Raw genomic sequence first — 13,850 nt, forward strand, 5'->3', positions numbered from 1 at the left:
AAATAAGGAATTACGCAAGACGTATTGCGTACGTAAAGCTTCAACGCGGATAGTAAGGATATCATGAAGGTCATCGACATTCGACCAGATGCCAACGGCATGATTAATTGGCCAACGCTAAGTGCAGAGCGTAAAGCAGTTGTTACAATTGGTGTGTTCGACGGTATGCACAAGGGGCATCGTGAGGTTGTTCGCCGCACTGTGGAACTTGCGCACCGTCACGGCGCGTTTTCTGTTGTTATTATGTTCGATCCGCGCCCAAGTGTAGTGCATGCAAACCCTGATTTATACGACGATTTTGGCGATTGCAACACGGATCTTCCAGAAGATTCGGATGCGCTTACCAGCGTTCGTCAACGCTTGCGCGTGCTTTCTGAGCTAGATGTTGATCACGTTGTTATTGTGCGTTACAGCCTTGCTTTTGCTGCAAAATCGTACCGTTTCTTCTTAGGTCAGCTCGTAGGAAAGCTTGGTATGAGAGCTTTGGTTCTTGGTTCTGACGCTGCTCTTGGTGCTCGTAGGGCTGGAAATATTCAAGCGATTCGCGAATTATCTAAAGCAACGGGTGTTTTTGAGCTTATTGAGGTAGAAGATTTAGGTCCGGAGGATGTTCGCGTGCCGGATCCTATTGTGCGCGAAGTTCCTAAGGGTTCTGGAGAGCCGGAAGATCCTGCTGAAGGCATGAATAAGGCGGAATATCGCGCTTGGAGTAAGAGTATGCCGAATAAGAAGGTGCGTGCTTGGAGCTCTACGAATGTTCGTTGGATGCTTGCAACTGGGCGCGTTAAGGCGGCTCGCGAAATTTTGGATCAACCGCATCGCGTTGAAGGAACAGTGGTTCATGGAGATGAGCGCGGTCGTGAGATTGGTTTCCCAACAGTGAATCTTGGCGAAAAAATTGAAGGATATATTCCAGTTGACGGCGTATACGCTGGTTGGGTTGTTGATTTAGATTCAGATAATAAGAATGAAATGCGCCCAACAAAGAGCACTGTGCCGGATGTTAGCGTTTTGCGCCGAGATGAGCTTCATTTAGGCGTACATTCTCCATGGCGTTGGCCAGCTGCGATTTCAATCGGCACAAAGCCAACGTTTAATAAAGATGGTGAGGACGAAGCTGAGCGCACAGTTGAAGCTTACGGATTGTTCGACGATTGGAAGGATTTGTACGGACATCGCGTTTGCATTGAGTTTGCTAGTTTCTTGCGCCCACAGCAGGCTTTCGATTCTGTTGATGAGCTAAAAAATATGCTTAAAGCCAATGTTGAAGAGGTGCGTGCAATTACTGACGCTGAGGCTGAAGACTAAATTTACTTACTGTCTTACAACCCAAGCGCTTGCAACGCATCTCGAACGTTGCGCACTTCAACAATCTGCAATCCTGGAATATTAATTTTCTTTCGAAGCGGGCACACAACAACGCGCTTGTATCCTATTCTGGCCGCCTCGCGCAAGCGTGGCTCCATTCTAGGAACAGGACGCACTTGACCAGTTAAGCTTATTTCGCCAATTGCGCACGTTTTTTTAGCTACGGCTTTTCCGCTGGCAGCGCTTGCCAAAGCAGCAACAATTGCAACATCGCACGAAGGCTCTTTTGCAAGCGCGCCGGCAATCGTAGAAACATACAGGTCTTTTGCTAGTAAATTAACTCTTCCATGACGATACAAAACAGCCGTAAGCATTGCAATACGGTTTGCGTCAACCCCAGAAACTGCGCGACGAGGTGTTGGTAGTGCAGATTGCGTTACAAGCGCCTGTATTTCAATCGGTAAGCTTCGGTGTCCTTCTAGCGTAAAAGTAACGCAAGTGCCGTCGTTTGCGCCATCTTGCGAATTTTTACCTTGATTATCGTTTTCTGTAGAAGACAAAAACAGTCCGGAAGGATCTGGCACTTCCTCAATTCCTTCGCCGCTCATATCGAAGCAGCCAACTTCGTCAGTTGGTCCAAAACGATTCTTAACAGCCCTAAGCATGCGCAAAGCCGTCTGCGAATCTCCCTCAAACTGGCAAACTGTATCAACTAAATGCTCAAGAGTGCGAGGGCCTGCAATAGAGCCGTCTTTAGTAACATGACCAACCAGCATAACTGGAATATTATTCGTTTTAGCAACGTCAATAAGAGCGCTCGCAACTTCGCGCACCTGAGTGGAGCCGCCGGTAATGCCTTCAACGTCTCGGGCAACAATTGTTTGAGCAGAATCAACAATAGCAAGCGTTGGCCTGTGTGCTTCAATAAGATCAAGAACAGTGTCTAAGTCTCCGGTTGTTGCAAGAAGCAAGTAGTCGTTTACAGCGTTAATTCTAGATGCGCGCAACTTTACTTGGGCGGCTGATTCTTCGCCGGAAATGTATAAAACAGGAGGATTTCCATTTAATTTCGCCTGTTTTGCAATATTTGACGCAGCTTCTAAAAGAAGAGTTGATTTTCCGATTCCAGGCTCACCTGCAATAAGAGTTACTGAACCAGGCACAAGACCGCCGCCTAAAACGCGATCAAATTCGCCAAAGCCTGTGTGAATACGAAGTGCATCGTCGGCTTCAATTTCGCTCATAGGTTGAGCTGATATTGATGCGTTTGTTGCGTTTGCAAAGTTTGCTGTTTTTGCTGAGTTCGCTGACAGGTATCCTGCGTTTGCTGCCGTATTTCTAGCATTTCCAGAGCGCGTCATCCTAGAGGTGCGAGTAGTTTTTGAAAGTCCGCTAACGCGCGCTTCTTTAAACTCGTTTACTGTGCCCCATTCTCCGCATTCTGGGCAGCGTCCATACCATTTTGACCCGCTCCAGCCGCATTCGGAGCATAAATAGTGCAGGGGAGATTTACTAGCCATATTTAGACGCTATATGTCTTTAGAGACAATGACGCGCTGTGCTTTATGAAGCCCCAAAAAAGCAGTGTTGCAGACTTACGCGTCATCATGCTGTGAGATAATGCAAGTATGTCGGATATGAATGTTTCAAATGCTAATGGATCAACACATCGCAAATTATTAGTTGTAGTTACGTCTGCAGCAGTAGTGGTTATTTTAGCGTTTCTTTCAGCTTTCGTGTGGCCAGGTTGGGCGCTTAATCACGATAATTCTGCAAATAAAAATCATGTTGCTGTGCAAAAAACACCATCTATACCGGCTAAAACTTTGCCGGTTTCTTCAACAGCTTTGTTGAAGTCTATGCCGGATAGTGTTCTTGATTTTGCGCGAGTTGACGCAATTCCTAGCGCAACTTGGACTGAATCGTCGCCTTTGGAAGAATATAGCGTAAAGTATTCAACAGGTCAGAGCGATGGTGAGGTTTCGCTGACTGTTGCGCAATGGTCGAATCGTGATTCTGCAAATAAGCAATACGAAGCATTGCTCGACGGTCTTAAGGGTTCAGACGTTGCAAGCGGTAAGATTCAAGTTGCTGGTAAAACGGTTGGCAGCTACGTGCTTCGCGTTGATGAGAATGATAAAACTCAGGCGAGCGCATTATGGCAAAACGACACTGCTGTTTTTGAAGTAACTGGTTCGAAGCAGTCTGTAGAGCGTTTTTACCACAGCTTCCCAATGTAAATTTCTTCAAAAAGCACTGTTCTTTGTGACGGGACTGTCCAAAGTCGTCAAAACGGTGTAACATTAGGCAAGTTGCACACTTTACATAGGAATGGAGGCTTCAGATGGGTTCTGTCATCAAGAAGCGCCGCAAGCGGATGAGCAAGAAGAAGCACCGCAAACTGCTGCGTAAGACTCGTCACCAGCGCAAGTAATTATGCTTATGCGTTGATGCGTGTCTGAACGTTTAGGCACGTAAATACTTTTTATAAAGCGTCGGTTTTTCCCGGCGCTTTTTTATTTATTTATATATTTCGCGGATTGTCTTGCAAATATTCGTGTGGTGAGATTTGAGATTTTTCGCACTGAGAAAACAATGAAGTAGGTAGTTGCACTCACCCGCAGCTTAATTGCGCGACTTTAGTTGCACTTAGTAAACCACGCACTTTGCGTAACTTTTTGCACGAGTCTATGAGTTTTGTGTTGTCGTTTAGTGTGTTGAGAGGCTGGAAAAATTGTGTTCAGCAATAAAAGAGGACTGAGGAAGCGACATTGTTAAAAGATAGGCGAACACGGCAAAATACTTTAACAGTTAAAGCGACGAAGGACGGGGCTTGCGCAAACACAAATTTTCTAGCCTCGTCAAAAACAAAAAACTAAATCAGTCACAAAACTCATAGACGAAACGCAAGAATATCGCAAATAAAAACTCGTTGCAATAAAAAATAGAGCCAGTAAAATGCTGACTCTATTTGCGATTGCTTAGTTGCGCTATTTATTCGCGGCTACTTATTTGGGTTTGTAAGTGTGCGAGGACCGTTTGGGTCGCCAACAATCACTGTGTCAACCATGTTCAAGAACAAGCCGTGTTCTACGACTCCGACGGTTTCAATCAAATCTTTAGCCAACTCCTGTGGATGCTCAATGCGCTCCATGTGCAAATCAACCACGAAGTTGTTCTCGTCGGTGCGCACTTCCTTGCCGTTAGCGTCAAGACGCAAAACTGGTTTATATCCGCGCTTTTCGAACTTACGAATCACCTGTGCGGAGCCAAACGGAATCACCTCAACTGGAAGTGGGAATTTGCCAATTGTGTCAACTACCTTGCTTGCGTCCACAATCCACACAATGCGGTCTGAGTTAATGGCCACAATCTTTTCCCAAAGCAGAGCCGCGCCGCCGCCTTTAATGCCGTTGAAGTTCTTATCAACTTCGTCAGAACCATCAATCGTAACATCAATATGGTCTACTTCATTAATGTCGAGAATCTTAATTCCGTAGCCTTCTGCCTGCTCCTGCGTGCGGCGAGAAGTGGTGACTCCTGTGAAGCTTAAGCCTTCTTCCTTAACTCTGCGGCCAAGCTCGTCAACCAAGAATCGCACTGTAGAGCCGGTGCCGAGGCCAACCATCATCCCATTTTTTACAATCTTTGCGGCCTCAATGCCTGCTGCCTTTTTAAGCGCGTCTTGTTGTGCTTTATCCATTATTCCTGCTTTCTTGTTTTTTGTTATTCCCGAGTTCGTCGATGAACTTCCATCGCATTTGCGGGAGAGGCTTTTACGCTTTATGCTGTTGCGCTTTTATGCGTGCCTCATTTTCGTACATTTCCATATTAGTCTGTGTGCAGATTTTTATGGTTTATTTGTTTGCTTGATTTAGGTAGAAGTCGGTTGGAGATAAGCGCAAAGTGCCGTCGGGTTCGACGTATCCGCTTACGTTAATTGTGCCGGAAATAAAACGCGCCTGGCCGTTAAAAGTTGGGCTTGTGTTTGGCGGGGGAGTAAACTGCAGCACTCCAGAAACACTTAAACCAGGTACTGGCTGGGGCGTGATTTGCGGCTTTATTTCGGGCTTTATTTCTGACTCGTGCGCCTCGTTTGATTCATCTGCTTCGTTTGATTTTTGAGTAGAATCTTGCATATTTTCGGCAATTTTAGACGCGTCTTGAGTGTTGCTATTTTTCACGAAATCTGGGTTTGTGTCTTCTCCAACTGCGCGCCCAATATGGTATTCTTCGCAAGAAATCTTATTTTCCATTAACGCTTTTGCGTCTTCAGGAACGTCAGTTCCGCTTGCGTATGGCGAAGAAAGTAGCGACTTCCAGCCTTCTAAAGGCAAGTAACCGTCCTTCAAACCATTTCGGCAATCTTCCGCATATGTGCGCGCTAATGTATCAACTTTTTCGTTTCCAGCGTTTCCAGCGTGCCCTTTAACCCACACGAATTTTACAGCACCTTCGCGCTTAGTAATTTCCGCATCAATAGCGCGAATCAAATCTGCGTTTTTTACAGGCTCGTTTTTGGAATTTTTCCAACCGTTCTTTTTCCAGCCGTGAATCCACGTAGTTGAGCAGTTGATTGCGTATTGTGAATCAGTTTCGATTGTAAGAGGCTCGCTTCCTGGGTGCGCTCGCAAAGCTTCCAAAACCGCGCATAATTCACCAATTTGATTCGTGCCGTTAGTTGCGCCTCCAGCGTCCGCGTTGCCAGTGTGATGGTGCTCGCTAGTGCTACCAGCCTCGAAGCCGTGATCTGCCCATGCCCAACCCATTGAACCGTTTGGGTTTCCTAATGCGGAACCGTCTGTAGAAACAACTATCATGGCAAACCTTTCAAAAATGCGCCGGCTGCAAATTGCAACCAGCGCAATTAGTGTATTTTTTATTTACGCAAGATTATCACGTTAAGCCAAAGTCTTGTTGACTATGCTAAAGCCTTGTCGACTACAGCAGTGGCTTCTTCAAGCACCTTGTCTAGTGCTTCTGGAGAAACGAAGGATTCTGCGTAAACCTTGTAAATATTTTCAGTACCAGATGGGCGAGCAGCGAACCAATTATTCTTGGTGGTAACCTTCAAGCCGCCAATCTTTGCACCGTTTCCAGGAGCTTCCGTAAGCTTTGCGGTAATGTCCTCGCCAGCAAGCTTGGTCGCTTCAACATCGTCACCACTCAAAGCTGCGAACTTCTGCTTCTGCTCGAGAGTGGTTGGGGTATCAACGCGCTTATACCAGCTTTCGCCAAAGCGAGCAACCTGATCCTGGTGAAGCTGAGCTGGGTTCTTGCCAGTCTTCGCAGTGATTTCCGCCGCGAGCAAGTCTGGAATCAAACCATCCTTATCGGTGGTCCAAACGCGACCATCCTTGCGCAAGAAGCTCATGCCGGAGCTTTCTTCGCCGCCGAAAGCAACTTCGCCGCTAAAGAGTGGGTCAACGAACCACTTAAAGCCAACTGGTACTTCCACAAGCTTTGCGTTAATAGAAGCAGCCACGCGGTCAATCAAGGAAGAAGACACAAGCGTTTTGCCAATTGCAGTATTCTTTGGCCAATCTGGGCGAGCGCCTCCGAACAAGTACTCAACGCATACTGCAATGTAGTGGTTCGGGTTCATAACGCCCCAGTTAGGGCACACAATTCCGTGGCGGTCGGCATCAGGGTCTGTGCCGCCAACCAAATCGTACTTATCCCAAGCGCCAGCGTTAAGCTGATCAACTAAGCCCTTCATTGCGTAAGGGGAGCTTGGATCCATACGAATCTTGCCATCGTGGTCAATAGTCATGAATCGCCAAGTTGGATCAACTTCTGGGCGCACAACGCCAATGTTCAGGCCGTACTTTTCGTTCATAAGTGGCCAGTAGTTTACGCTTGCGCCGCCGAGTGGGTCAATTCCCAAACGCACGCCGCTGGAACGAATCACGTCGAAGTCGATTACGTTTGCCAAGTCGCTTACGTAATGTTCGCGGTAATCGAAGCCTTCAACCAAATCAGACTTGATTGCTTCCTCGAAAGGCACGCGCTTTACGGACTTGTAGTTGTCGAGCAATTCGTTTGCGCGGTTTGCAATCGCATTAGTTACGTCTGCAGGTGCAGGGCCGCCGGTTACAGGATCGTACTTAAAACCACCGTCGGTTGGAGGATTGTGCGAAGGGGTGACTACGATGCCGTCAGCCAAGCCGTCGCCGCTAAAACGCTGAGTGCCGTCGGCTGCGCGATTATGAGTCAAAATAGCCTGAGAAACAACAGGAGTTGGCACGAAGTCGCCGCGAGAATCCACGCGAACGTGAACGCCGTTAGCAACCAAAACCTCAATAGCGGTTTTTTGAGCAGGCTCAGAAAGAGCGTGCGTATCGCGACCAATATAAAGAGGGCCAGTTACGCCAGCTTTCTTGCGATATTCAGCAATAGCTTGTGTAATAGCCACAATATGAGCTTCGTTAAACGAAGTTTTCAAAGCAGAACCACGGTGACCGGACGTGCCGAAAATCACGCGCTGTTCTGGAATGTTGGAATTTGGAACTTCATCATAGTAAGCGCCAACCAAAGCGTCGACGTCGACTAGATCTTCTGGGGTGGCGGGCATTCCCGCATTTTTTGCTACCATAATTTTTTATTTTGCCACGGCGCTTGTATTTTATATTTTCACACGCATTTTGGTTTCACATACGTGTGGATATTCGTGTGGTGAGATTTGAGATTTTTCGCACTGAGCGAGGCGAACGTCAGAGCCGAAGGCTGCTGATTCGCCGAGCGAAGAAGAAAAATCGAAAAATCTCTGCGATTAGCACGGTTATTAACGAATTAGCATGCAGAGTTTGGGGGATTTCTTTACGAGCACTAAAAGAGGACTGAGAAGCTACATTCTTTAAAGAAAGGCGAACACAATAAACGCCTTTAACAGCCAGAGCGCCCGAAGGACGGGACGTGCGAGGAGAGAAATCCCCCAAACTCGCGCCACAGTTACTTATCACTCACAGAAGCGCTAGTTTTTACGCTTGCTGGCACGCGCACGCACAGGGCTTGTTTGTCAACAGTGAAGCGCAAATGCTTTGTGTAACCCAAAATGTCGCCGTCCACCTGCACTGGAGCCGCTTTTTCTAACTGCACTTCCGCGCTAAATCCTTGCGTTTGGTCAATTCTGGAGCCTGCGGATAGCGACTCCTGCTGCAGGGCGTGACCGGTTACGGTTTGGTGTACTACTCCTCGGAATAAATTAGCCCAGCCGATTAATCCGCCTGAAGTGTCAATAATTTCAAAGTCGAGCACGCCGTCGTCGTAAGCGGCTTCTGGCATTAGCGAGAACATAGGAATTTGCCCGCAATTTCCTGCCATAAGGGTTCGGAAGGTGAGTCCTTTTAGCACGCTTTCGTCGCCGTTTGATCTTTGTAAGGTAACGGTTGCACGATACTTCGGTATAAACAAATGTTTAACTCCGGCCACAAAATAAGCAAGCCAACTAATATTTTTCTTTAGCTTCGGGTCTGTGTCGTCAATCATAAGCGCATCGAAACCAATTCCGGCAATAATCAAAAACGCGTGGCCATGGTCTTCATTCGGATTGTCCAGAATAGTTACTCGCCCAACATCAACCTGCCTGGACCCGTGCGAAGTAGCCACGCGCAACGCAGCTTCCACATCGTTTACAGGTATGCCCATGTTTCTTGCAAAAAGATTTCCGGTGCCAATAGGAATAATTCCCATCGCATGCCCTTTGCCGCTTACTGCGCTCGCAACTGTTCTAACTGTGCCGTCTCCGCCAACTGCCACAACAACGTTAGCTCCGTTGGAAAGTGCCTCTAAGGCGCACTCGCGTCCGTCTTTATCTAGCTGCGTGTCGATTATTTCGTAAGTTAGCTTGTGATCGTTGCAATAATTTTGAATACTTTCGCGGTAAGATTCTGCCTGCGGCTTTGAAGGATTTAAAATAAACGCGTAATGCACGGAGTCGCCGTGTCGTTTTGCGAGTTTTTTCGCTAAATGATGCCGTTTCATGGCGCGCGTAACAATCATGATGACGAATGGCGCAATAACTAGCGCAAAAACAATCACCATAAGTGCAATGGTTGCTTGAATAGGCATAATTGGCATACTCTCTATTCTTGCACATTATTTCTATTGCTACGATAAATTTTGCTTAATACTGTGAATATTTACGTTTTTTACACATTTGTGTTATTGGCTAAGACTATTATTAGGCACTATGTGTGAAGCTTTTAATAACGCAAATAATAAGTGCGATTCTTTTAAGGATTGCTCACTTTTTCAGTTGCACAATACGGTTTATAGAGATGTAAAAAATTCTGACGATTCAAACAATTCCAATATTGTTCCAATCGTTTTAATCCACGGTTTTCCGGTTGATCACCGCATGTGGGATGCTTGTGCAGATTCTTTGAACGCACAAATTGATGCCGCTCTTGAATCCGGCTTGTTAAAGCATGACGTTCCTATTTTTGCTCCGGATATGGTTGGTGCCGGCTTGAGCGAGACTCCAAAAGCCGAAAGCTCCGAGTTTAACGAGTCTGATTACGCTCACGCTCTCGACGCTCTTAGTGCATCTTATGTAAAACTTATTAACGATTTGGGCTTTAATCGCGCTGTGTGGGTTGGCCTTTCCATGGGCGGCTATGTGGCTTTGGATGTTCAGCGTCTTCTTCCTAAAGCTGTTGCCGGCATTGCTTTATGCGATACTCGAGCCTGCGTTGACGCTCCTCAAGCACGCGCTAAGCGTCTTGAAATTGCAGATGTTTGCGAGCGCGACCAAACGGTTGAGCCTGTTATGCATTTTGCTCACGCAACCGAAAAAGATTCTACGGTTAAACAGTCGCCTGAGTTTATTCATACTTTTGAAAATTGGATTCATGACCAGAAGCCTGAAGGTTTGGCATGGCGTCAGCGCATGGCTGCTTGCCGTCCAGATATGGAAGATCAGCTTCCTTTGATTACAGCTCCGGCTGCGGTTATTAGCGGCACTTTGGATCCTTCTAGTGCGCCTGAAATTATGCGACCAATGGCCGAGGCAATGACTTCTTCAAAGCATGTTGATTTTACGGTTATTGAAGATTGTGGACATTTCAGCGCTACTGAGCATCCGTATGAGGTTGCTTCTGCTTTGGTGACTTTATTGTCGGCAGTGCAGCGTTTGTAGAGCAATCTGTAATTTCGTGCGTCGCTAGTGATAAACTGTACGAGCGTGTTTTTGCGTACAATTATTGAGCAGAGGTTATTAATATGACTGATATGCAGCACAATCCTGAAGGCGAAGATTCCTTCAATCAAATGCCGGGTCATACGCCTGATGACGCAAGCGACGACACAGTTGCTTTTGCGCAAGTCGAGCAGAATCAGGTAGATAATCAATCTGCCGATAATGATGAAAAAACTCTTGCCGAAAATCTTGGTGAAGTTGCAGACGAATACGAAGATCAGGATTCTTTCGACAGCGGTCTTTCTGTACAAGAAATACTTATTAACAATTCTGCAGATTCTACAGAAACAGACACTTTTAAGGCTGTAACGCCTGATTCTAAATCTACGCCCGAAAATGGCGGCAGCAGAAATAGTAAAGATGGCAAGCGAGGCGGTCGTGGCGCTAACGGAGCGAAGGCAGGCTCAGCCAATCACGGCAATCGTTCTGCGCTCGCATTGCTTTATTCTCTTCTAGTTTTTGTTATTTTGATAGCTGTGGCATTCTTTGCGCTACAGTGGTATTTCCACGATCGCGTATCTCCAGGCGTTAATTTTGGCGATGTTTCTGTTGCGCGTAATCTTACGGGTTATAAAGAGGATTCCGTAAAGCGCGTTGTAAGTGATGCCGTGGATGCTTCTTCTTTGGTTATTAAGGACGACCGTGGAAACAGTATTACTGCGGATTTGGGTGAGCTTGGTGTAAAAATCAATCAGCCAAATACTGTGCGAGCAATTATGCAAGCTAAGCATGATAATTTATTCACTCGCATTATGCCTTGGATTCAGCAGTCTGTTAGTTTGCAAGCTAAGGTTGATCATTCTGCAATGGATTCGTATGTGCTTACTAGGTTTGTTCGCGAGCGTGATCGTGCCGTTCCTTACAGCGCAAAATTCGACAAGAATTCCGAGTCTTACGTTGTAGAAGATGGTATTCCTGGCCGCACTATTGAAACTTTGTCCGTGCGCGAAGCGGTGAAAAAAATACTGGCTCATCCTGGTAAAAGCTTAAAAGTTTCAGTTACTTCTCGCAAAACTCAAGCTCCTATTAAGCGCGATGCTGCACAGAAACTTGTTGACGAATTAAATAAGTTGCTGTCGAAAAAAATTACGTTTAATAATGGCGACGGAAAAGATTTTACTGTTCCTAAAACAGTTCTTGCTTCCTGGATTACTGTAAAAGCTGATACTACGCGTCGTAAGCTTTCCTACACTATTGATACAGATAAAGCAGACGATTTCTTGTCTCAGGCACTTCCTAAAGAGCTTAATCAGCAGAAGGTTAATCAGGAAGACGCAATTAATAAAGACGGAAAGTTTATTTTCACAACCATGAAGGGTTCTAATGGTGTTGAAATCACTTATGCAAAAACTGCTGCAGAAAAAGCAGTCGATGCTTTGCGTAAGGGAAATGATTTTAAGCTGACTCTTCCTGCAAAAATCACTAAGTTTACGGTTGAGAAAAAGCTTGTAGAAATGCGCATTGTTGTTGATAAGTCAACTCAGACTGCGTCTGTTTATAGAAACGACGAGCTTGTGAAGACTTTCCCTGTTTGCACCGGTAGGACTGGCGCGGATGATTCAACTCCTGGCACGTTCTTCATCTACTTGCGTTACGCTTCTCAAGATATGCGCGGTCGAAATGGCGATGGTTCTTCTTACTTCTCGCCTAATGTGCGCTGGGTTAGCTATTATCACGCTGGAGAAGGATTCCACACTGCTTCTTGGAATTATGATGGTATTGCTACTGGCGATGCTGCGAATCACGGTTCTCACGGATGTATCAACATGTACGAGCAGGATGCGCGTTGGATTTATGAGAATTGCCCGCGCGGCACGATTGTTCAGATTGTAGGAACTACTCCGGATGGTCCTGTGCGCGAGAAATGAGCGTATGAGCATGTATGATGAAGGTTCTGAGGATGAAACTGTCTCATTCGATGAGAATGTAGCTACTTCTGCAGCGCCCTCAAAGCCTGCTGTTGTGCAAAAACCGGCAGCGCAATCGAAACCGGCAGCGCAATCGAAACCGGCAGCACCTTCGTCATCTCGTCGAATTAGCAGCGCCCCAATTCCTGTACACGTTACAGCCACACTTTTTGACACACCGTCTGAAGACGAAAAAATCAGCAATAAACCTTGGTTTGTGCGCGTAGTAAGACGTGTTATTACGTCTTGTGTTGGAATATGGATGCGATTTGCATCTCGCATTGCTCGCCGGTCAGGATGGTATCCAAGCGTAGAGCCGTATATTGGCTATGGAACACATCGCTATGCTCGCTTAATTTGCCGCACAGTATATGCTCCAAAGCGCGGACACCGTTCAGTATTAAAGCGCGGTATTTACGCCATGCTTGTGATTCCAGCCGTCCGTGTTCGTGTTGCGCTATCAATAGACAATATTCCTGTAGAAACCGCGCAAGTCGGTGATTCTGAAGTTTATGACAAGCCGGAAGAGGCTCGTGGCGGTAGTGCTGAATATTGTATTTCTGATCGCGCAGGCTACTTGGATTTGATCACAGAACGCGCGCTTTTGCCGGGTCGTCATGTTGTTTCTTACACGCTTGAAAATCGTGAGCCGGTTAAAGCAAGCTTGTTTGCTATTGATGACAACGTGCCAATCGGAATTATTTCCGACGTTGACGACACTATTATGGTCACTCAAGCGCCTTCTCCAATTCGTGCCGCGTACAATCTGCTTATTATGAATCCGGCGCATCGTTCGCCTGTTGCTGGAATGTCGGAGTTTTTCCAGTCGCTGTCTAGTTTGCGTAACGATATTCCATTTTTCTATCTTTCTACTTCTCCTTGGAATGTTGAGGCTTCAATTCGTCACTTTATTGAGCGCGAAAAGTTTCCTGAAGGCCCTCTTTTGCTACGAGATTTAGATCCGCGTCCTAAGACTTTTATTCCAAACGGTCCGCAGCATAAGTTGGAGTTTGCCACCCAGCTTATGGATGATTTTCCAGGTATGCGTTTTGTTCTTATTGGCGACGACGGCCAAAAAGATCCAAGCACTTATGCGAATATTATTCGTCAGAATCCTGGCCGAGTGCTCGCTGTTGGTATTCGTCAGCTTCATAAGCGAGATACCGTAGACAATTTTCGACGTAAATTATCTTGCGACTTTGCGGTTGCTCTTAGTGCTTCTCGTCGCGCTTATATTTTTGCAGATGAAAGTATTCCAGAAATTCCTACAACGGAACTTGAAAAACTTGACGATAATATAAATGTTGTAGAAGCAAAAGGTGCTGCTGGAACATTGCAAGGAGTGCCATTTTTTGCAGCGCCTACAGGTCAAGGATTGTCTAAAGTAATGCTTCCGTTTATAAAAGAGGCTATTAAAAGCAGAGTAAGGTAAAAAA

11 protein-coding genes are annotated in these 13,850 nt (G+C 46.2%); 6 read left to right on the forward strand and 5 right to left on the reverse strand.

What is annotated here, in order from left to right; genetic code table 11:
- Window positions 1-63: 63 nt before the first annotated feature.
- Window positions 64-1,308: a bifunctional riboflavin kinase/FMN adenylyltransferase gene (gene ribF, locus HXT35_RS04910; RefSeq protein WP_004128996.1), complete on the forward strand. Its 1,245-nt coding sequence runs from the start codon at window positions 64-66 to the stop codon at window positions 1,306-1,308.
- Window positions 1,309-1,322: 14 nt separating this feature from the next.
- Here ribF and radA read toward each other — a convergent pair whose 3' ends face one another.
- Window positions 1,323-2,828 (reverse strand): DNA repair protein RadA, encoded by a 1,506-nt coding sequence (gene radA / locus HXT35_RS04915; RefSeq protein WP_004128993.1) that lies wholly within the window; start codon window positions 2,826-2,828, stop codon window positions 1,323-1,325.
- A gap of 117 nt (window positions 2,829-2,945) precedes the next feature.
- Between radA and HXT35_RS04920 the strand changes: the two genes are divergently transcribed.
- Window positions 2,946-3,548 (forward strand): hypothetical protein, encoded by a 603-nt coding sequence (locus HXT35_RS04920; RefSeq protein WP_004128990.1) that lies wholly within the window; start codon window positions 2,946-2,948, stop codon window positions 3,546-3,548.
- Window positions 3,549-3,652: 104 nt separating this feature from the next.
- Window positions 3,653-3,742 (forward strand): 30S ribosomal protein bS22, encoded by a 90-nt coding sequence (locus HXT35_RS04925; protein WP_004268639.1) that lies wholly within the window; start codon window positions 3,653-3,655, stop codon window positions 3,740-3,742.
- A 570-nt stretch (window positions 3,743-4,312) separates the two neighbouring features.
- Here the strand turns inward: HXT35_RS04925 and rpiA are convergent.
- The 4 genes from rpiA to HXT35_RS04945 all read right to left on the reverse strand — a co-directional run bounded on the left by rpiA (window position 4,313) and on the right by HXT35_RS04945 (window position 9,387).
- Window positions 4,313-5,011: a ribose-5-phosphate isomerase RpiA gene (gene rpiA, locus HXT35_RS04930; protein WP_004128983.1), complete on the reverse strand. Its 699-nt coding sequence runs from the start codon at window positions 5,009-5,011 to the stop codon at window positions 4,313-4,315.
- A gap of 154 nt (window positions 5,012-5,165) precedes the next feature.
- Window positions 5,166-6,128, reverse strand: coding sequence for a ribonuclease H family protein (locus HXT35_RS04935; protein WP_004128981.1), 963 nt, complete (start codon window positions 6,126-6,128; stop codon window positions 5,166-5,168).
- Between the two features lie 101 nt (window positions 6,129-6,229).
- On the reverse strand, window positions 6,230-7,903 hold the full coding sequence (gene pgm, locus HXT35_RS04940; protein ID WP_004121470.1) for a phosphoglucomutase (alpha-D-glucose-1,6-bisphosphate-dependent): 1,674 nt from the start codon (window positions 7,901-7,903) through the stop codon (window positions 6,230-6,232).
- Between the two features lie 356 nt (window positions 7,904-8,259).
- Window positions 8,260-9,387 (reverse strand): diacylglycerol/lipid kinase family protein, encoded by a 1,128-nt coding sequence (locus HXT35_RS04945; protein ID WP_421787966.1) that lies wholly within the window; start codon window positions 9,385-9,387, stop codon window positions 8,260-8,262.
- Between the two features lie 112 nt (window positions 9,388-9,499).
- Between HXT35_RS04945 and HXT35_RS04950 the strand changes: the two genes are divergently transcribed.
- From HXT35_RS04950 to HXT35_RS04960, 3 genes are all read left to right on the forward strand, one after another.
- Window positions 9,500-10,447 (forward strand): alpha/beta fold hydrolase, encoded by a 948-nt coding sequence (locus HXT35_RS04950; protein WP_004128977.1) that lies wholly within the window; start codon window positions 9,500-9,502, stop codon window positions 10,445-10,447.
- An 83-nt stretch (window positions 10,448-10,530) separates the two neighbouring features.
- Complete coding sequence (locus HXT35_RS04955; RefSeq protein ID WP_004128975.1) at window positions 10,531-12,375, forward strand: L,D-transpeptidase; 1,845 nt, start codon at window positions 10,531-10,533, stop codon at window positions 12,373-12,375.
- Between the two features lie 10 nt (window positions 12,376-12,385).
- Window positions 12,386-13,846, forward strand: a complete 1,461-nt coding sequence (locus HXT35_RS04960; RefSeq protein ID WP_421788392.1) for an App1 family protein — start codon at window positions 12,386-12,388, stop codon at window positions 13,844-13,846.
- The last annotated feature ends 4 nt before the right edge of the window (window positions 13,847-13,850 follow it).

This window comes from Gardnerella sp. DNF01141 (genome assembly GCF_049244255.1).
Taxonomy (GTDB): Bacteria; Actinomycetota; Actinomycetes; order Actinomycetales; family Bifidobacteriaceae; genus Bifidobacterium; species Bifidobacterium vaginale_E.

Coding starts and splice junctions, on each gene's coding strand:
- ribF (WP_004128996.1), top strand. CDS start 64: ATGAAGGTCATCGACATTCGACCAGATGCCAACGGCATGATTAATTGG.
- radA (WP_004128993.1), bottom strand. CDS start 2,828: ATGGCTAGTAAATCTCCCCTGCACTATTTATGCTCCGAATGCGGCTGG.
- HXT35_RS04920 (WP_004128990.1), top strand. CDS start 2,946: ATGAATGTTTCAAATGCTAATGGATCAACACATCGCAAATTATTAGTT.
- HXT35_RS04925 (WP_004268639.1), top strand. CDS start 3,653: ATGGGTTCTGTCATCAAGAAGCGCCGCAAGCGGATGAGCAAGAAGAAG.
- rpiA (WP_004128983.1), bottom strand. CDS start 5,011: ATGGATAAAGCACAACAAGACGCGCTTAAAAAGGCAGCAGGCATTGAG.
- HXT35_RS04935 (WP_004128981.1), bottom strand. CDS start 6,128: ATGATAGTTGTTTCTACAGACGGTTCCGCATTAGGAAACCCAAACGGT.
- pgm (WP_004121470.1), bottom strand. CDS start 7,903: ATGGTAGCAAAAAATGCGGGAATGCCCGCCACCCCAGAAGATCTAGTC.
- HXT35_RS04945 (WP_421787966.1), bottom strand. CDS start 9,387: ATGCCAATTATGCCTATTCAAGCAACCATTGCACTTATGGTGATTGTT.
- HXT35_RS04950 (WP_004128977.1), top strand. CDS start 9,500: ATGTGTGAAGCTTTTAATAACGCAAATAATAAGTGCGATTCTTTTAAG.
- HXT35_RS04955 (WP_004128975.1), top strand. CDS start 10,531: ATGACTGATATGCAGCACAATCCTGAAGGCGAAGATTCCTTCAATCAA.
- HXT35_RS04960 (WP_421788392.1), top strand. CDS start 12,386: ATGTATGATGAAGGTTCTGAGGATGAAACTGTCTCATTCGATGAGAAT.